General features: G+C 55.8%; 16 protein-coding genes and 1 pseudogene. 5 read left to right on the plus strand and 12 right to left on the minus strand.

Going from position 1 to position 18,173, the window contains the following annotated elements; all coding sequences use genetic code 11:
• Positions 1–47 precede the first annotated feature (47 nt).
• The 3 genes from iraP to ACWKXN_RS13225 all read right to left on the minus strand — a co-directional run bounded on the left by iraP (position 48) and on the right by ACWKXN_RS13225 (position 2,585).
• On the minus strand, positions 48–308 hold the full coding sequence (gene iraP, locus ACWKXN_RS13215; RefSeq protein WP_024906786.1) for an anti-adapter protein IraP: 261 nt from the start codon (positions 306–308) through the stop codon (positions 48–50).
• 210 nt (positions 309–518) lie between these two features.
• Positions 519–1,733: a multidrug efflux MFS transporter gene (locus ACWKXN_RS13220; protein ID WP_039263891.1), complete on the minus strand. Its 1,215-nt coding sequence runs from the start codon at positions 1,731–1,733 to the stop codon at positions 519–521.
• Between the two features lie 168 nt (positions 1,734–1,901).
• Positions 1,902–2,585, minus strand: coding sequence for an extensin-like domain-containing protein (locus ACWKXN_RS13225; RefSeq protein ID WP_048978956.1), 684 nt, complete (start codon positions 2,583–2,585; stop codon positions 1,902–1,904).
• A 103-nt stretch (positions 2,586–2,688) separates the two neighbouring features.
• Between ACWKXN_RS13225 and ddlA the strand changes: the two genes are divergently transcribed.
• Positions 2,689–3,789: a D-alanine--D-alanine ligase gene (gene ddlA / locus ACWKXN_RS13230; protein ID WP_454543892.1), complete on the plus strand. Its 1,101-nt coding sequence runs from the start codon at positions 2,689–2,691 to the stop codon at positions 3,787–3,789.
• Here the strand turns inward: ddlA and ACWKXN_RS13235 are convergent.
• Complete coding sequence (locus ACWKXN_RS13235) at positions 3,786–4,013, minus strand: DUF2754 domain-containing protein (protein WP_439204936.1); 228 nt, start codon at positions 4,011–4,013, stop codon at positions 3,786–3,788. The two genes, ddlA and ACWKXN_RS13235, sit on opposite strands and share 4 nt — an antisense overlap.
• Positions 4,014–4,262: 249 nt before the next feature.
• Between ACWKXN_RS13235 and ACWKXN_RS13240 the strand changes: the two genes are divergently transcribed.
• The gene (locus tag ACWKXN_RS13240) at positions 4,263–4,562 is read left to right on the plus strand and encodes a DUF2755 family protein (RefSeq protein ID WP_008503287.1); all 300 of its coding nucleotides are present in this window, start codon (positions 4,263–4,265) and stop codon (positions 4,560–4,562) included.
• Here the strand turns inward: ACWKXN_RS13240 and ACWKXN_RS13245 are convergent.
• From ACWKXN_RS13245 to ACWKXN_RS13255, 3 genes and pseudogenes are all read right to left on the minus strand, one after another.
• Entirely contained in the window at positions 4,559–5,656 is a 1,098-nt protein-coding gene (locus ACWKXN_RS13245) for a DUF1615 domain-containing protein (RefSeq protein WP_454543893.1), read from the minus strand. The two genes, ACWKXN_RS13240 and ACWKXN_RS13245, sit on opposite strands and share 4 nt — an antisense overlap.
• 14 nt (positions 5,657–5,670) lie before the next feature.
• Positions 5,671–6,875, minus strand: a pseudogene (gene sbmA, locus ACWKXN_RS13250) (peptide antibiotic transporter SbmA).
• A 115-nt stretch (positions 6,876–6,990) separates the two neighbouring features.
• A complete protein-coding gene (locus ACWKXN_RS13255) occupies positions 6,991–7,524 on the minus strand; it encodes an isochorismatase family protein (RefSeq protein WP_033144738.1) in 534 nt (177 codons plus the stop codon).
• A gap of 204 nt (positions 7,525–7,728) precedes the next feature.
• On the opposite strand from ACWKXN_RS13255, the gene ampH reads away from it, so the two are divergent.
• On the plus strand, positions 7,729–8,889 hold the full coding sequence (gene ampH / locus ACWKXN_RS13260) for a D-alanyl-D-alanine-carboxypeptidase/endopeptidase AmpH (RefSeq protein WP_039263885.1): 1,161 nt from the start codon (positions 7,729–7,731) through the stop codon (positions 8,887–8,889).
• 2 nt (positions 8,890–8,891) lie between these two features.
• Here the strand turns inward: ampH and ACWKXN_RS13265 are convergent, their stop codons facing one another.
• Together ACWKXN_RS13265 and ACWKXN_RS13270 are read right to left on the minus strand one after the other, a co-directional pair.
• Positions 8,892–9,515 carry a helix-turn-helix domain-containing protein gene (locus ACWKXN_RS13265; RefSeq protein WP_033144736.1) on the minus strand — a complete coding sequence of 208 codons (624 nt, stop codon included), beginning with the start codon at positions 9,513–9,515 and terminating at the stop codon, positions 8,892–8,894.
• A 94-nt stretch (positions 9,516–9,609) separates the two neighbouring features.
• Entirely contained in the window at positions 9,610–12,384 is a 2,775-nt protein-coding gene (locus ACWKXN_RS13270; protein ID WP_454543894.1) for an autotransporter outer membrane beta-barrel domain-containing protein, read from the minus strand.
• Positions 12,385–12,835: 451 nt separating this feature from the next.
• Between ACWKXN_RS13270 and hemB the strand changes: the two genes are divergently transcribed.
• Positions 12,836–13,810, plus strand: coding sequence for a porphobilinogen synthase (gene hemB / locus ACWKXN_RS13275; protein ID WP_021241687.1), 975 nt, complete (start codon positions 12,836–12,838; stop codon positions 13,808–13,810).
• 120 nt (positions 13,811–13,930) lie between these two features.
• Entirely contained in the window at positions 13,931–15,655 is a 1,725-nt protein-coding gene (locus ACWKXN_RS13280; RefSeq protein WP_033144733.1) for a lysophospholipid acyltransferase family protein, read from the plus strand.
• Positions 15,656–15,724: 69 nt separating this feature from the next.
• On the opposite strand, the gene tauD is transcribed toward ACWKXN_RS13280, so the two are convergent.
• Genes tauD through tauB form a run of 3 tightly spaced genes read right to left on the minus strand, consistent with a single transcriptional unit; the run spans position 15,725 to position 18,164 of the window.
• Positions 15,725–16,576 (minus strand): taurine dioxygenase, encoded by an 852-nt coding sequence (tauD, locus tag ACWKXN_RS13285; RefSeq protein ID WP_058841155.1) that lies wholly within the window; start codon positions 16,574–16,576, stop codon positions 15,725–15,727.
• On the minus strand, positions 16,573–17,400 hold the full coding sequence (tauC, locus tag ACWKXN_RS13290; RefSeq protein WP_096150021.1) for a taurine ABC transporter permease TauC: 828 nt from the start codon (positions 17,398–17,400) through the stop codon (positions 16,573–16,575). Before tauC ends, tauD begins: the two co-directional genes overlap by 4 nt.
• The gene (gene tauB / locus ACWKXN_RS13295) at positions 17,397–18,164 is read right to left on the minus strand and encodes a taurine ABC transporter ATP-binding subunit (protein WP_023334655.1); all 768 of its coding nucleotides are present in this window, start codon (positions 18,162–18,164) and stop codon (positions 17,397–17,399) included. The genes tauC and tauB overlap by 4 nt, the downstream gene beginning before the upstream one ends.
• Positions 18,165–18,173: the final 9 nt, after the last annotated feature.

Consider the following 18,173-nt stretch of genomic DNA (forward strand, 5'->3'; position numbering starts at 1 on the left):
CATCCTGCATGACAATTCTATGACACGTCGTTACGTCCTGTGACGGTTTAGCTGCGCGGATGCCTTAACAGCTTCTTTACGTACTGGTGGAGCATCTCGGCATCCTCAACCGGAACCTGCGATTCAGGCCTGACGCTGTCCAGCGCGCCTTCCACGCTCTCAATCAACGCCTGTTGATCGGTTTTCGCCATTTGTCGCAGCAGCGCGGTGACCACAATTTCCAGCGCTTCGACCTGGGCTACCAGCTCTTTTGACTCCTCTTCCTTTTGTGCCAGCTTGACCAGCAATTCAGCAATGAGATTTTTCATCGTGCCAGTTCCTTTTTCAGTTTTGTCTGAAGTTAGCATTCTGAATCCATAATGCAAAGAGAAGAAATTTATTATGGTATGCAAAAGTGATGCAGGAATGAAAATAAAGGACCGCCGCGGTGAGCGAAACGTTTTTCTATAAAGAAGCGCCGCATTTTGTTATATAAAAATGCGGCTACCATAAGAATATATAATACATCAACGAAACGATTATCTCGCCGATTTCGCTTCCGCCATTTGTCTGCGGCGACGCAGCGCAATAGCCAGCTGGATAATATTGATTAAAACGACAATCGCCGTGGCCGCAAATACCCAACGAAAACCGGCCATCGCGGAAACGGATGCGCCAATAAGCGGACCGGCAACATTCCCCAGATACATAAATGACTGGTTATATCCAAAAATACGCCCCGTCACCTGGTCGCTGGAATATTTAACCAGCAGGGTCTGCACCGCAGGCAACATTGCTCCATCAGCAAACCCGAGCAGAAATCGCAATACGCCAAGCTGAAGCGGAGAGGTGACAAACGACATCGCGAAGAAGAGCACGACCGCAAAGATCAGCGTCGCCATCAGGATACGCGCCGTGCCGATCCTGTCACCCAGTTTTCCCAGACGCGGCGCGGAAATCAGAGCGGATACGCCCGGCACGGCGGCAATCATGCCGCTCAGAAAAGCGATATTTGTACTTTCCGGCTCCATCGACTTGATAAACAACGCCAGAATCGGACCGACCGAACCGTTACAGAGCTGGATAACCATAGTGGTCACAAACAGGCTGATCATCAGTCCAGGATAGGGCAGCGAGGCGAAGACGGCCTTGCCGCTCAGGCGTTCAGATTTACTGATAACCGGGCGGCCCCCCTCTTTGATAAGAAAGAGCGTGACCAGAAAACTGACCACCAGCAGGATCGCGGTGATGATAAATACCGCGCGCAGCCCGACGTGGTCCGCCAGAAAACCGCCCAGCAGCGGACCGCCGATGACGCCGCTGATCTGTGCCGTGGAGAGCGTACTCAGCGCCCAGCCGCTACGCTCACGCGGCACCTGAGAGGCGACCAGCGCCATGGCGTTTGGAATGTACCCGGACGTCAGCCCCATCACCGCACGCAGGAAAAACAGCTGCCAGACGTTGGTGGCGAAGGCCTGGAGCAGAATGGCAATCGCCATCCCGAGCGAGGCGCGCAGCAGCATCAGTTTTCGGCCTTTACGATCCGCCAGGCTGCCCCACATCGGTGACACAATGGCGGAGACCAGAAACGTGACGCTGAACGTCAGGCCGGACCACATGGAGAGCGCTTCATGCGAGGTCACCCCCAGCTGCGAGACGTACAGCGGCAGGAACGGCAGGATCTGGCTAATGGCCAGCCCGGTAAAGAAGCAACCGAACCAGACCGAGATGAGATTAACTTTCCAGGATTCCATAAAGAAATAGTCTTCATTTTTAGGCGAATTCGCCTACAGATTAGCAAGTTACGCGTTTTGACGTCGCACCAGAGATGCGGCCAGACTGACTTTGGTGTTTTATCTTCCCAGTCATCATATTTGTGAAATAAGTCACAATTCATCCATTTTCTGGCGGAATATTATGCTTCACCGGCAGAGTCCGAAACCGCGCATTCCCAGATGAAAATGGTTGGCATGCGCCGCGTTATACTCCGGCCCCAGGCCGTTTCCGTAGTAGCCGCAGCTTGCCGCCAGCATGGCCTTCAGCCATGGCTGCGTTGTTGCCGCCTTCCAGCCGTTCAGCACCGTGACGCGTTCCCCGTTCGCCAGCCGAAAGGCGGCGATATCCAGCGCCTCCGCCGTGGCATGCTCACTGCGTCGCGCGTCAGGACGGTGGTAAATGTTGCGGCAGGCAAAGCTGCCGAGATGATCGATGCGCGCCAGGTCGTTGCCCGTATAGCGTTTTGTCAGCGGCCGGGCCTGCTGGCTGATAAACAGCGCAGAGCTGAGCGCCAGCGAACAGCTGGCAAGGAAACTGCTGTTCAGGCTGACCGGGCCGAAGTCACGCACGCGCACGACGTTGTTAAGCGGGCACGCGCCGCCGCTGTCGGCCACCGGCTGGGTGCGGATGAGATCTCTTTGGTTAGCCTGCGAAAGCAGGCTCGCGCACGCCTCGGGAGTTAAGCGCCGGAGCTTATACTGGGCGATTCGGCCCGGCGGGTCGTCAAGCGTCAGCGGTATGAAAGGGTTGTAGTAAGGCGGCAACCAGCGGTAACCCACCGTTGCAACGGCCACAATGATGAAAATTGTCAGCAGCGTTTTTCCTTTCACTCTCCCCCCTCAACATTCCCCAAAACATTATGGCAGAAGGCCGCGAAACCCGCCGGGCATCGTGGTATGTTATTGGCTTTTCGTCAGACTGGAAGAGAGTGAGATGGCTAAGCAGCGCGTAGGTATTGTCTTTGGGGGAAAATCAGCGGAGCACGAAGTGTCATTGCAATCGGCCAAAAATATCGTTGATGCGATCGATAAAAGCCGTTTCGACGTGGTGCTGCTGGGCATTGATAAACAGGGCCAGTGGCACGTTAACGATGCCAGCCAGTATCTGCTGAATGCTCACGATCCGGCGCATATCGCCCTTAATCCTTCGGAAGTGAGCGTCGCCACCGTACCCGGCGTCGTGAAGGGACAGCTCATCGACGCCGGCAACGCACAGGCTCTCGCCCAGATCGACGTTGTCTTCCCTATCGTTCACGGCACCCTGGGCGAAGATGGTTCCCTGCAGGGCATGCTGCGCATGGCCAACCTGCCGTTCGTCGGCTCGGACGTCCTCGGCTCTGCCGCGTGCATGGACAAAGACGTCACCAAACGCCTGCTGCGCGATGCCGGGCTGAATATTGCGCCATTCGTGCCCCTCACCCGCGCCAACCGCGACAAGCACAGCTTCGCGCAAATTAGCGGAGAACTGGGTCTGCCGCTGTTTGTGAAGCCGGCAAACCAGGGCTCCTCCGTGGGCGTCAGCAAAGTCACCAGCGAAGCAGAGTTCACGCAGGCTGTCCGTCTGGCGTTTGAGTTCGACCATAAAGTGGTGGTTGAGCAGGGCATCAAAGGCCGTGAAATTGAGTGCGCCGTGCTGGGCAATGATTTTCCACAGGCGAGCACCTGCGGCGAAGTGGTCTTAAACAGCGACTTCTACTCGTACGACACCAAATACATTGATGACAAAGGCGCGCAGGTTGTCGTTCCTGCGGATATCGATCCGGCGATTAACGATAAGATCCGGGCGATCGCCATTCGCGCTTATCAGACGCTCGGCTGCTGCGGCATGGCGCGCGTGGATGTGTTCCTGACGCCGGAAAACGAAGTGGTGATCAATGAAATCAACACGCTGCCGGGGTTCACAAACATCAGCATGTATCCGAAACTGTGGCAGGCCAGCGGCCTGAGCTACCCGGAACTGATCACCCGCCTGATCGAACTGGCGCTGGAGCGTCACGCCGCCGACAGCGCGCTTAAAAGTTCCGTAAACGGTTAATCGACGCTCTTCGCCTCATCCGCTGTCGTCTCTTCAGGACGACGGCGGATAATCAACCCCGCCAGCCAGAAACTTATCACCCAGGTCACCAGCCCGACGGCATAGGTTTGCCATCCTTTTGCTTCAAACCCCAACAGGCCCACGACACCGTTAAGAATAAAGATCAGCCCGATAGCAAAGGCGTAGTAGTGCCAGTCACGGCGTAGTTTGGACGTGAGCTTCATAACAACTCCGGCAGGAAAAAAAGACATCCTCTCACAGTTTTACGGCCAGGTCTGTGGCAGATACGGAAATTCTGAAACGCGACGCAATTTCACTTAAGTGATGAAATTGTGATGTGCTGCAGAAATCGGCAATCCAGGAGGATTCCGGCGCGTAAATTACCACGATTCTGATATTGACAAATGCGATGACCTGTCAAACTCACCCCGTAAGACGCGTATTAAAACAGAGTGATACCACGGGAGGTCAACATGGCTGACTTTACATTGTCGAAACCGATTTTTGGCGGCAAACCAAAAACCTCCACGGCGGGTAATATCGCTTATGCCCTGTTTGTCCTGTTCTGCTTCTGGGCCGGCTCACAGCTGCTCAATATGCTGGTCCATGCGCCGGGCGTTTATGAACACCTGATGCAGGTGCAGGATAACGGACGCCCGCGAGTTGAGATTGGCTTTGGCGTCAGCACCCTGTTCGGCCTGATCCCCTTCCTCGCGGGATGTATGATTCTGGGCGTTGTAGCGTTAGTTTTGCGCTTTCGCCGTCGCCGTTAAAGCCCCATACAGCGCGCCCGACGATCGTCCACGCGTTTTGCGAACCATGCGGTGGTCAGGTTACGCGTGATCTTCGGGCTTTCCAGCTGGATCCCCGGCAGGATAGCCCTCGGTAACGCTTTCCCACTCTTCTTCTCTGCAAGCGCAAACACCTTGTTGTACAGATCCGTTTTCTCAAATGCCATGCTATCGCCTTTCTCAAGCTGATGACGAATGTCACTATTGCTCAAGCCAAGCGTGGTGGATAATTTCCGTACTGCCAGCTCGGTGCTTCCCGCCTCGCTGCTGCCGTAAGCGATGAGATCGCCGTCCAGTGCGAGCTTGACGCCGCTTGCGCGGCTGACCGCACTCTGGAATGCCGCGTTACGGCTGGCGTACCAGCCCGCGTTAAAGTCGGCAAAGCGGTACAGCGGCTCATTGTAGTTCGCCGGATAGTTCAGCAGATGATACGTGCCAAACCACAGCCCACCGCGCAGGGAGAAAACCTCCTGACGTACCGTACCGTCGATTTTCCACGGGTAGCCGTCGGTATGCTTCTCCGCGAACGCAATGCTCACCTGCATCGGGCCACCGGTATGTACCGGGTTCAGTGAGCCAAACAGCTTCTGCCCCATCGGGACCATACTGATGAAATCATCAAAGATGGCGCTGAGCTGTTTTTCGGTTTTCACCGCGTCCAGCCGTTCGCTGTAGCTTTTGCCGTTCGGCGAGGTGATTTTAAGCGCGGTATGCACGAGGAAAACCGGGATATGCATGGACTCCGCGCGGCGGTCGATCTCTTTCCAGGCAATTTTGTTCAGGCCCGGCACCACCGGGTCTGACTGATACATCGACTCCTGCTGCGCCACCGCCAGCACCGAGCAGATATTCTCCTCGGTCGGCGCGATCTTTTGGCTTTCAAAGGTTTTTGCCAGCGCATCTGCCCACGCGTTGCGATCCTTCACGCTGGCGGGCATTTTCTGCCGCACAACGCTCGCCACATCGACGGGCTTCTCCCCCTTTTTGAGCGGAGCGGCCCCTTTTTCGGCACAGCCTGCCAGCACAAGAGCGGCCAGCAAGGACAACGGTAACGCGCGCGGTACGGCAAAAGACATAGCAACTTCCTGTATTAGCTAAATGTGTTGGTGACTTCCTGCAGGTCACGATCGTCCAGCTCACGTTCAAAACTGCGCAGACGTTTGTAGATGGACATCAGTTCTACCAGGGTGGTCCAGGAGCTGATCAGGTACTGGAACGACCCGCGAACCTGACCGAACACGTTGGTGATCTGCGTCATCAGACCGAGCGTAATCGTACCCGCAACAATCGACGGGAACAGCAGGAACAAACCGAAAACGTTATCCACCTGCAGATACAAAATACGGGCAATGTTGAAATACATATAGTGGAAGTAGAGTCGGAAGTAGTTACGACGCACGGCGCCAAACAGCTCGCGGACGGTTGGCCGTCATCTTCGCCGTAAACCAGCTCTTTACGGTAAGCGGCTTCCACGCGTTGATTTTTAAACTCCAGACCCGGCAGTTTGATCCCGACCACCGCCAGCAGGCCCGTACCCATCAGCGACCAGACGATCGCGGCAATCACCAGACCATACGGAAGATGACCGACAATCGGCAGATCCGGCACGTGCGCCGAGAGCGTCACCAGCACCGGCAGGAAGGCGATTAGCGTCATGATGGCGTTGATAAAGCTGACGCCCATGTCTTCAAGGGTGGAGGCAAAACGCATGGTGTCTTCCTGCACACGCTGTGCGGCACCTTCGATATGCCGCAGGTGCTGCCAGTGCGCCATATAATGTTCGTTCATCGCGGTACGCCAGCGGAAAACGTAGTGGCTGACGAAGAAGTTGTTCATCACGCCGATAATCACCGCAATAAGGGCGATACCGAGGAAGACGCCGACTTCATGATAGAACTGGTTGATGGTCACCTTATGCGGCGAGCTCAGCGCGGTCTGGATCAGATCGTAGAACGGCGCATACCAGGCGTTAACCGCCACGCCCACCTCCACGAGGAACCAGGTTACAAAGATAATTAGCGATGTGCCGAGGATAGACCAGTACTGCCAGCGGTGCGGAGAATACATAAACCAGAACAGGGCAAACAGCCCTACGCACACCGTGTAGTAGGCGTAAAACAGCAGATAGCTGAGCGACCAGAAGCGCGCCGCGCTAATCGGCACCTCGCCCGTTGCTCCCGTGATGCGCGTCAGCCATGCGCCGCCGCCCGCCTGCCAGAAAATGACAGCGATGAGTGCCCAAATAAATGCCGACAGGAAAAAAGGCCCCGGCTTTGGGAAAAAAGACTTAAACATAATGCTTCCTTCTTGTTGTTATGGCTGTTGCTGTGCACAACACGTTACCACACGAAAAACCTGCCCAGGCCAGCCTCCCGACTCAGGCAAAAAGGTCAGACCCGAGGGTTGATTATTAGTTCGCTTTCCAGTTTTCGAGAATTGTTTCGGTGCGTTTCACCGCGAGAGGATTCGCCGGCGCGATGAAGTTACGCCAGACGTCGTTGTGGTGGTTAATCAGGATCCGCGCATCTGCCGCCGGGCGATTGGCGGTAGTATGGGCATCTTCCGCCACGGTGATGTGATAACCCCGGCTGACGCCGTTCTTGATCGTCGCATCGACGCAGTAATCGGTGGCGCAGCCGCAGATGACAAACTCGCGAATGCCCTGCTCACGCAGCAGCGCCTCAAGCACGGTGTTATAGAAGGCATCACAGGCGGTTTTGGTCACATATAGCGCGTCAGCTGGCTGATGGAGTTCAGGCAGTAGCGCAAACCCTTCACTTCCCTCTTCCAGGCCCCCTGCCTCGGTATGCTGAATAAAAATGACCTTGTCGGCTGCCTGCGTAAGCTGGTTGATCAGAGAGACACATTTTTCGCGCTGATGACGAGGGGTTTCAAATACCCCGTTCTGCATATCGACAACCATAACCACACGCTTCTCAGACATACCGTTCTCCGTAAGATTGAGTGACACTGGTGCCTATCATAAGCCCGATGTCACAAAATGGGAGATGGCTCGTAAGTAAATTGTTCATATTTACCCATGGTTACGTTTTTCTCGCTATCGTTATGCAATTCGGGGCATTGCGCGGTACCGATTAGTAGTATAAATACCCATTACTTTCTTCATTCACTTCATGGATGCTTTTCGTTGAAACGTTGTCTGCTCTCTTTTGCCGCGCTGTGTGCGGTGAGCTTTTCTACCGCCCAGGCAGCCCAACCGCTGACGGCGCCCGTTTTAGCTTCAGATATTGCCGACCGCTACGCGAACCTTATCTATTACGGCAGCGGTGCGACCGGGATGGCGATGGTCGTCATCGACGGCAACCAGCGTGTGTTCCGCAGCTTTGGCGAGACGCGCCCAGGAAATAACGTTCACCCGCAGCTGGATTCCGTTATCCGCATCGCGTCCTTAACCAAGCTGATGACCAGCGAAATGCTGGTGAAACTGCTCGATCAGGGCGTGGTAAAACTCGACGACCCGCTCAGCAAATACGCGCCTCCAGGCGCCCGGGTTCCAACCTGGCAGGGTACGCCGATTCGGCTTGTGAACCTTGCCACCCACACCAGCGCCCTGCCGCGTGAGCAGCCAGGCGGGGCGGCGCACCGTGACGTATTTGTCTGGCCAACGCGCGACCAGCGCTGGAGCTACCTGAGTACCGCCACGCTGAAGGCGGCGCCGGGTTCGCAGGCCTCTTATTCAAACCTGGCCTTTGACCTGCTGGCGGACGCCCTTTCAACGGCGGCTGGCAAACCCTACACGCAGCTTTTTGAAGAGCAGATAACCCGTCCGCTGGGTATGAAAGACACCACCTTTACCCCGTCTCCGGATCAGTGTCGTCGCCTGATGGTGGCGGAGAAAGGCGCTAGCCCCTGTAATAATACGCTCGCGGCCGTGGGCAGCGGCGGGGTCTATTCCACGCCTGGCGACATGATGCGCTGGATGCAGCAGTTCCTTTCCTCAGATTTCTACGCACGCAGCAGCCAGGCCGATCGCATGCAGACCCTGATTTATCAGCGCACTCAGCTGCAACGCGTCATCGGGATGGACGTGCCGGGTAAAGCCGACGCGCTCGGTATGGGCTGGGTCTATATGGCTCCGAAAAATGGCCGTCCGGGTATTATTCAGAAAACCGGCGGCGGCGGCGGATTCATCACCTATATGGCCATGATCCCGCAGTCAAACGTGGGCGCATTTGTGGTGGTCACCCGCTCCCCGCATACGCGTTTCGTCAATATGAGTGACGGGATTAATAACTTAGTGGCTGAACTGAGCGCCAATAAAGCCCAGGTTCTCACCGCGTCTAACTAATTTTAATATTCCGTGGGCAAGCGGTTGATGCTGACCAGCTTGCCCCGGCTCATGTTGATATAATTTCCCTGCCTCAGGGCGGCAAGCACCTCGGCAACAACGGAACGTGAAATTCGTGTGCTCTGTTGAATATGATTCATCACACCGATTTTTGAACGCAGCGTTTCATCCCATTCCGCCATATTCAGCAGCATCGAGCGGATCTGGTGATAGGAATTATTTCCCACCAGCTGCTTATCGCGTTTCTCGAGAATGTAAGTTATCCAGGATAACCAGCAGAAGGCCTCTTTCCAGAGTGAATACTGCTGGATGAGTTGACGGGTGGTTTCCGTGGGCAAATAAAAACCGGTACAGGCCGTTTTAGCAATCACCCTGTATTCGTGAGAGTGATTAATCACCACCGTAGACAGCCCGAATATAAAAGGGGCAGTCGCAATCCCCACCAGCAATTCATCAGAAGTTCGATAAACCTCAATAACGCCGGTTTGTAATACGATCGTACAAGGCTCATTCCATTCGCCTGACGTAATTAATTGCTGGGGCGCACATGTAAAAGGGGTACTGGCCGCTGTTAAATACTGTTCGAGCCGGCGTAATTCAGAAAGCGGTTTCGCATTAACGTTCATGCAGACCTCAAGTCATCCGTATTTGTCGGTCCAATATTATTTTTATTGCTTCTATAAAAAGCGGGGGAGATAACCACTCCCCCGCTTTTATTCATTACCAGGTATATTTCACGCCCAGATTTGCGCCCCAGTTCTGATCAACGTCGCCGCCGCCCAGATAAGTGGCATCGGTGTACGCACTGAAGTTCTTCGTGAAGCTAAACTGGGTGCCCAGCCCTACCCGCACAGCGGAGCCTTTCACGCCGTTATCAATGCTGTCACCGTTAATATCGGCATTGTTATCGGCATCGTCATAGACGTAGGCCAGTTTGAAGTAAGGCGTCAGAGCCTGTTCGCCGCCGTAGTTGAAGGTGTAACCCGTATCAACGCCGAGTTCATAACGCAGGCTATCGTATGATTGTCCATCTACGCGCATGTCATTGCTCAGACGATAATCATCACCAGACTGGAACAGGCCAGAGACGGCTGCATATGGCGTAACGTAGCCAGAGAGGTTTGGTTTCCAGTCATAGCCCAGCTTCAGCCCAAAACCAACAGCATCATTCGTGGTATTGCCGTCAACGTACTTACCGTTGCTCATGTTGGCAGAGAGATCGCTGTTGAAGCGCGTGTAGCTCAGGGAGCTGTCGAGGAACAGATCGTTCATGAACTTCGCTGACGCATAGATCATCGCTGTCTGGCTATCCTGATCGACCTGACCGGTACGATCGCTGATATCACCCTTCGCGAAACCTGCCGCACCACCGACGATCCACTTCGCATTATTACCGTCAATCTGGGTGTCCAGACCCACCATAATACCGCTCACGTCCTGATCGTAGCTGATAACGCCATTGTCACCGTCGAAGTTGCCACCGAAGTAGCTCACCCACGCCCCGCCGTTATCCGCCAGGCCGTGACGGCTGTTGGTCAGACGCGTGCCGACGGTATCCTGCTGCAGATTCCAGATATTGGTATTGGCAGATGGGATGCTCAGCGCCATGTTGGCAGAGTCAGTCAGCTCTTTCTGCTGAAGGACAACGGCGTCACCCTGCTGCTGCGCCTGATAGGTGTAAGCACCTAAATCGGCTTTGTTTGCGGCAGTAAAGCTGGCTGTGGTATCCGCGTTATTGTCATAGACGCGAATAATCTCTTTGTTTTTGTAATCGGCAACGGAACCGGCACCGGTCGCATCGTCGATGCGCACCTGGTAGTTACCTGCAACATCACCGTTAACTGACAGATGGCCATCTGAGTTAATCGCCACAACACCATAGTCGTAATCGGCATTGTACTTATCGTTAGTGATATAGCGTGCGTTGTTCAGATCGCTGTTCAGGACGTAATCACGACTGGCAACGTTCAGCACCCCGCCATCGGTCAGTTCCATATTATGCGTATCAACCTGACCCAGCCCCAGCGCCAGCTCAGCACCGTTATCCACGGTGATGGTGTTGGCATACAGTTGGGCCGTTTCTTCCGTCAGTGCCGCACGGCTATAGCTGTCCAGATACAGATGGTCGGTCGCCACAGCACCGCTGTCTCCAATATTCATTGATGAAGCATTGGTCAGGGTGATGGAGTCCGCCAGCAGATCAGAGTCTTCAACGTTAACCTGAGACTGGTTGTTTACCGTCAGCGTGTCGATATTAGAAAGCTTGCGGGTATCCCACTCAGAGCCGTTATCCAGCGCGATGTTAAACAGCCCGCTCTGATACACAGCTTCACCCGCAACGTGTCCGTTGCTGTCATAAATGGAATCCGGCCAAATGCTGTTAGGGGATAAGCTACTCCAGTCTACGTTGCTGTAGCCCAGTCCATACATCTGCGCTGGGCCGATAGCCTCGACGCTGGACTGTGCTGCGCCGACCCATTTGCTGCCGTTGGTCAGGGTGACATCCAGCTTATCGGTGCCATCCCAGCCGTTGGTGGTTGGGTTATAGACACCGTCTGCAGTCGTATCCGTTGCCGGATCGCCGTTCGGATAGAAGTTGTTGTCGAAGGTGCTGGAGAACAGAATATCGCCAGTAACGGTGGAATGATCGAACGTGGCAGTGGTCTGCATCGCGTTATCAGACGCGCTAGCGGCAACGATCAGCGCCGCATCATCTGCTGCCGTGGCATTCGTTTCACCGTAGTCGCTCGGCTTCGCGGTTTGACCGTAGAACCCGCTGGTCCCCAGATCGCGGTACGCGCCTGAGGTCAGAACGGAGTCTTTCACCACCAGCGTGTCGGTAAATACTTTGCTGCTGTTGGCTACGCCTTCCACACCGTCGTAAGGGGTATTATCCGGCTCCTGATAACCCTGCGTCAGGGTAATACCGGCAATGTGGGAATTGTTCTGGATAACAATATCGGACTCCACATCCAGGGTGATCGCATTACCCAGATTATACGTATCCAGATAGTGTCTTTCCGTATTTTCCCCATTCACGACATCATACGCATAATGCTCATAGGTATCGTTAATGGTGGAATTATCTACGGTCAGGCTAAAACGATCGTATTGAGAATGGTTGGTGCCATCGGTATCCACGCCGTCAGCACACGAGGGGGTCATACACTTAGAGGTAATCATGCCATTAATGGTGCTGTTGGAAATGCTTAATGCATTCGCCCGACCATTGATGCCATCATCCAGATAGTATGTTGAAATAACACCATTCACGGTGCTTTTATTAATCACCGGATAAATATCACCGTCATGGGTAGCGCCTGAGTAATCCCAGTCGGCATAGCCATAATACCAGGGAGTGGAAGCGGTATTATCGTATCCGAATGTATTATATGTCGTACCGGAAATATCCTTCGCATTTGCCTGAGAAGCGATAGCCAGGGTGCAGGCTAATGCAAGTTGAGATACAACGAGTTTCTTTTTCCATGTTTGCATTGGGTCATCCCTCCTCAGGGACGTAAGCAAGTTTGTCCATCAATGATTTTGCAATGTTTAATTGCGGAGGGAATTATGCATTTTCATTTCGAAAAGGTTCAATGAATGTTTCCATTAAGTCCGTATCCAGACTAATAACACATCAAAACCGAGAAAGCATCTGTCACTACAGATAAATCTTATAAAAACAAAGCATTAAAATACAGACACAACAATAAGACACATATAAAAATATATAATGAATCATTTTCAATGATGTTTTCTATTTAATATAAAAACAATATGAATAACTCATCTCCATTTCGGCGTTATACTGCCCTGCATTATATATTGATGCCAGAAAGCCAGACCCATCACATTTTACAAAAATAAAATGCCCACTTTTACCAAAACACCTGTCTTCACTTTGAGGTACACTAGCCTTCTTTGTTCCACAAACATCAGGCATACCATGACCGATTTAATTGCACGTCCCCGCCGCCTGCGCAAGTCACCTGCACTGCGCGCTATGTTTGAAGAGACAACCCTGACCTTAAACGATCTGGTGTTGCCGATTTTTGTCGAAGAAGAGATCGATGACTACAAAGCCATCGAAGCCATGCCGGGCGTAATGCGCATTCCGGAGAAATATCTGGCGCGTGAGATTGAACGCATCGCCAACGCGGGGATCCGCTCGGTGATGACCTTCGGCATCTCTCACCATACCGATGCCACCGGCAGCGACGCGTGGAAAGAAGATGGCCTCGTTGCCCGCATGTCGCGCATCTGCAAAGAGACCGTGCCGGAAATGGTGGTTATGTCAGACACCTGCTTCTGCGAATATACCTCTCACGGCCACTGCGGCGTGCTGTGCGATCACGGTGTCGATAACGATGCCACCCTGCTGAACCTCGGCAAACAGGCGGTCGTGGCTGCCGCTGCGGGTGCGGACTTCATCGCGCCCTCTGCCGCAATGGACGGACAGGTTCAGGCGATCCGTCAGGCGCTGGACGCGGCGGGCTTTACCGACACCGCAATCATGTCTTACTCCACCAAATTTGCCTCCTCATTCTACGGCCCGTTCCGCGAAGCGGCCGGTACGGCGCTGAAGGGCGATCGTAAAACCTATCAGATGAACCCGCTGAACCGTCGGGAAGCGATTCGCGAATCCCTGCTCGACGAAGCCCAGGGCGCAGACTGCCTGATGGTGAAACCAGCGGGCGCGTATCTCGATATCCTGCGCGACATCCGCGAGCGCACCGAGCTGCCATTGGGCGCTTACCAGGTCAGCGGCGAGTACGCGATGATCAAATTCGCCGCGCTGGCCGGTGCGATTGATGAAGAGAAAGTGATCCTCGAAAGCCTCGGCGCCATCAAACGCGCAGGCGCGGATCTGATCTTCAGCTACTTCGCGCTGGATCTGGCCGAGAAGAAAATCCTGCGTTAATCCGCTCTAGCGCCGGGTAGCGGCTTCACCTTACCCGGCCTGCTCTAATCTTCACCAAACTGCAATACAACCGACATCTGCTCCTTCTACTGTCTTCGCAAGACGGCAGGAGGAGTAACCATGTTTAGCCTCGATAGCGTTCTCGACGATCTTTGGCCTCAGGCGAGGCCTGCACCCTGGCAAAAAAGTCTGTTAAAAAGACTGTTTTACGAAGACGAATTTCAGCAATTTGCCGCAGCACACCGCCACCTGAAAGGACTGGATATGGTGGAGCAAGTTCTGGAACACCTTGATATTCTCTGCACCGTTTCCGCCCGCGATCTTGAACAAATCCCCGAACATGGCCCGCTGGTCATTATTGCCAACCACCCGACGGGTACGCTGGACGGCCTGGCGCTGATGTACGCCGTCTCCCGCGTGCGACGCGACGTTAAAGTCGTGACCAACCGGATGCTGACCCACCTTGAGCCCCTCAGCTCGCTGTTTATTCCGGTGGACAATATGGGCGGCAGGACGGCGAAATCGTCCCTGGTGCAGATGGAACAGCATCTGCAAAACGCAGGCGTGCTGATCTTCTTCCCGGCCGGAGAAGTTTCCCGCCCCACGCGCAAGGGCATTCGCGATAAAAAATGGCACTCTGGCTTTATCAAACTCGCCAGCAAGCTGCGCGCCCCGCTGCTGCCGGTGCATATTCAGGCGCATAACAGCCTGCTCTTCTATGCCAGCACGCTGGTCTCCCCGACGCTGTCGATGCTGTTGCTGATGCAGCAGATGTTCCGCCGCCGCCACAGCCAGCTGCCGATTAAAATCGGCCAGCAGATTGCCTGGCATCACTGGCACAGCGCCACCCTTTCGTCGCGTGAGATGGCCGAACAGTGCCGTCAGCACGTGATGCGTCTTGGCAAGGGATTGCCTGGCGTCTTTAAAACCCAGTGCGCCATTGCCCGTCCGGAAGACCGGGCCACCCTGAAACGCGCGCTGGCGCAGGCCGAATGTCTGGGCAATACCAGCGACGGTAAAACCATCTATCTTTGGCAGCGCAACGGTCAGGAAGACGCCCCGCTGCTGCGCGAGCTGGGCCGCCTGCGCGAGATTGCCTTTCGCGCGGTCGAGGAAGGGAGCGGCAAACGCCGTGACACCGACTGCTACGATGATGATTATCTGCACCTGATCCTGTGGGATGATGAGGATCTGGAGATCGTCGGCGCGTATCGCTTTATGCCGACCGCCAGACAGGTTGAACGTCGCGGTCTGGAAGGGTTGTATAGCTATAGCCTGTTCCACTACGACGACAAAATGCAGGACGTGCTGGAGCACGGTATTGAGCTGGGGCGCAGCTTTATTCAGCCGCGCTACTGGGGACGCCGTGGCCTGGACTATTTATGGTCCGGCATTGGGGCCTACCTGGCGCGTTATCCGAACTACCGCTACCTGTTTGGCCCGGTCTCCATCTCCGGCGGCTTACCGCCTGCCGCGCGGGATCTGCTGGTAGCCTTTTACCGCCTGTGGTTCCCGGCAACGCATCCGCTCGCCGCGTCACGTCAGCCGTATCCCGCATCACTGCCGGACGTGCTCGCGCAGTTTGGCGGCGTGGATTACGTGGACGATCTGACAAAGCTCAAATCCCTGCTCGGTAATCTGGGCTGCGGCATTCCGCCGCTCTACAAGCAGTATTCCGAGCTGTGTGAACCCGGCGGCGTGCAGTTTATTGATTTTGGCAGCGACCCGGCGTTTAACGACTGCGTCGACGGACTGGTGCTGGTGGATTTGTGTTACCTGAAGGCGAACCGCTATCAGCGGTATATAGAGGCGCATTTAATACCCTCACCCCAGCCCTCTCCCTAAAAGGGAGAGGGTGAAAACCGCACCGGGCAGTCCCCTCGCCCCTTTGGGGAGAGGGTTAGGGTGAGGGGATCATGGCGCACGGTAAAACGGCTTATCCCCCAGGATCGTCGCCCGCTGCATAATCCGGCGCTGCGGAAGATAGTCCGCATTGGCGTAGTGCTGCGTCACGCGGTTATCCCAGATCGCCAGGTCATTCTCCTGCCAGCGCCAGCGCACCTGAAACTCGGGCTTGGTGATATGCGCGAAGAGGAAGCTTAACAGCGCCTCGCTCTCTTTCTCGGACACGTCCACAATGCGCGTCGTGAACCCTTCGTTCACGAACAGCGCCTGCTTGCCGGTGACCGGATGGGTCCGCACCACCGGGTGCAGCAACGGAGGATGTTTCGCAACCGCCTCCTGCCAGCGCTGATGTTCCTCTTCCGTTTTACGGTACTTATACTCCTGGAACGATTTTTTGAAGTCGTGCTCCGCCCGCAGCCCGCTCAGCAGCGTCCGGAACGGCGCGGAAAGCGCCTCATACGCCGCAATCCCGCTGGTCCACAGCGTATCGCCGCCGGTTTCCGGCAGCAGCTTCGCCGCCAGAATCGCCCCGGCGGGCGGCGTCTCGATAAAGGTCACGTCGGTATGCCAGTTGTCGTTGTCCGGCGGGTTATCGTTGTGGGTATCCAGAACGATAATCTCCTCCACCCCCTCCGCATGCGGATAGACGGGGTGGATATGCAGATCGCCAAAGCGCAGGGCCAGCGCGCGCTGCTGCTGCGGGGTGATCGCCTGTTCGCGCAGGAAAACAACCTGATGACGCAGCACCGCGTGGTACAGCTGCTCGAACTGGTTATCGCTCAGCGGACGGGTCACATCCAGGCCCGACACCTGCGCGCCAATATACGGCCCCAGCGGGGTAATGGTCAGACGTTCACTCATTGTATTTCTCCATGCCAGGGCGTAAGGCGACGCTGTAACGCGCGCAGCCCCAGTTCTAATCCGAAGGCGATCGCGGCGATCACCGCGATCCCTGCCAGCACCACGTCAGTCGCCAGGAACTCTCCCGCCGACTGCACCATAAAGCCAAGGCCGCGCGTGGCCGCAATCAGCTCTGCCGCCACCAGCGTGGACCAGCCCACGCCGAGGCCGATGCGCAGCCCGGTTAAAATTTCCGGCAGCGCGCCCGGTAAAATCACGAACAGCAGCACCTGCGTGCGGCTGGCACCCAGCGACTGCGCCGCGCGGATCCGCACCTGCTGGGCGCTCTTCACGCCCGCCAGCGCCGACATGGCAACCGGGGCGAAAATCGCCAGATAAATCAGCAGGATTTTTGACGTTTCACCGATGCCGAACCAGATCACCATCAGCGGCAGATAGGCCAGCGGCGGCACCGGGCGGTAAAGCTCAATCAGCGGGTCGAGGATGCCGCGCACCGTCGGGCTCAGCCCCATCGCAATGCCCACGGGAATGCCGATGATGACGGCAGCCAGAAGCGCCACCAGAATACGCGCCAGACTTGCACCTAAGTGCTGCCAGAGCGTGGCGTCCATAAAGCCCTGCGGCCCGGCGATGTTAATGAGTTTGGCCAGCACCTGTCCCGGCGGCGGCAGAAACAGCGGGCTGACCCACTGCTGGGCAGCAACCGCCCACCACACCGCCAGCAGTACCAGCAGCGTACCGACGCTCAACGTGATTTGGCGCGAGAAAGGCCAGCGCAGCGCCAGACGCGTGCGGCGCGTTTTTTCACTGAAGACGATGCTCATGAGAAAGCCTCCCGTTGTTCAAACACGCGGCTTAAAACGTATTCACGCTGTTCGATAAACAGCGGATCGGATTTGATGCTGCGCACGGGCTCTCCCGCGACGTAGCGGCGGGCGAAATCCAGCGGCAAGCGCTCCAGCACGCGGCCCGGCCCCGGCGAGAGCAGCACCAGCTCCGTCGCCATAAACACCGCCTCTTCGATATCGTGGGTAATCAACAGCACCTGCTTGCCCGTCTCGTGCCACAGGCGCAGCAGCAGGGTTTGCATCTGCTCGCGGGTGAAGGCATCCAGCGCCCCGAACGGCTCGTCCAGCAGCAACAGCTGCGGATTCGCGGCCAGCGCGCGGGCAATACCGACGCGCTGCCGCTGGCCGCCGGAAAGCTGCCAGATAAAGCGTTTTTCCGCCCCTTCCAGCCCCACTTTTTTCAGCATCGCCCGCGCCGTTTCCAGCCGCTGTTCGCGGTTGATGCCCGCAAGCTGTAGCCCAAACGCCACGTTTTCCTGCACGTTGCGCCAGGGAAGCAACCCTTCGTTCTGGAAGACCACGCCGCGCTCGGCGCCCGGGCCTTCCACCTTTTTGCCTTCCAGTTGAATAGTGCCATGCTGATAAGGGACAAACCCGGCGATCAGATTCAGCAGCGTGGTTTTTCCGCACCCGGACGGGCCCAGCACCACCAGCAGCTCACCGCTGTCCAGCGTCAGGTTGATATCCTCCAGCGCGGGTTTCCCGCCGTAATCGGCGTACAGGTTCGTAATATTCAGCATGGCGTACTC

The organism is Enterobacter sp. UPMP2060, from assembly GCF_053709655.1.

Bases quoted from the DNA above. Each gene is read 5' to 3' on its own strand.
- iraP (WP_024906786.1), bottom strand. From the start codon at position 308: ATGAAAAATCTCATTGCTGAATTGCTGGTCAAGCTGGCACAAAAGGAA.
- ACWKXN_RS13220 (WP_039263891.1), bottom strand. From the start codon at position 1,733: ATGGAATCCTGGAAAGTTAATCTCATCTCGGTCTGGTTCGGTTGCTTC.
- ddlA (WP_454543892.1), top strand. From the start codon at position 2,689: ATGGCTAAGCAGCGCGTAGGTATTGTCTTTGGGGGAAAATCAGCGGAG.
- ACWKXN_RS13235 (WP_439204936.1), bottom strand. From the start codon at position 4,013: ATGAAGCTCACGTCCAAACTACGCCGTGACTGGCACTACTACGCCTTT.
- ACWKXN_RS13240 (WP_008503287.1), top strand. From the start codon at position 4,263: ATGGCTGACTTTACATTGTCGAAACCGATTTTTGGCGGCAAACCAAAA.
- ACWKXN_RS13245 (WP_454543893.1), bottom strand. From the start codon at position 5,656: ATGTCTTTTGCCGTACCGCGCGCGTTACCGTTGTCCTTGCTGGCCGCT.
- ACWKXN_RS13255 (WP_033144738.1), bottom strand. From the start codon at position 7,524: ATGTCTGAGAAGCGTGTGGTTATGGTTGTCGATATGCAGAACGGGGTA.
- ACWKXN_RS13265 (WP_033144736.1), bottom strand. From the start codon at position 9,515: ATGAACGTTAATGCGAAACCGCTTTCTGAATTACGCCGGCTCGAACAG.
- ACWKXN_RS13270 (WP_454543894.1), bottom strand. From the start codon at position 12,384: ATGCAAACATGGAAAAAGAAACTCGTTGTATCTCAACTTGCATTAGCC.
- hemB (WP_021241687.1), top strand. From the start codon at position 12,836: ATGACCGATTTAATTGCACGTCCCCGCCGCCTGCGCAAGTCACCTGCA.
- ACWKXN_RS13280 (WP_033144733.1), top strand. From the start codon at position 13,931: ATGTTTAGCCTCGATAGCGTTCTCGACGATCTTTGGCCTCAGGCGAGG.
- tauD (WP_058841155.1), bottom strand. From the start codon at position 16,576: ATGAGTGAACGTCTGACCATTACCCCGCTGGGGCCGTATATTGGCGCG.
- tauC (WP_096150021.1), bottom strand. From the start codon at position 17,400: ATGAGCATCGTCTTCAGTGAAAAAACGCGCCGCACGCGTCTGGCGCTG.
- tauB (WP_023334655.1), bottom strand. From the start codon at position 18,164: ATGCTGAATATTACGAACCTGTACGCCGATTACGGCGGGAAACCCGCG.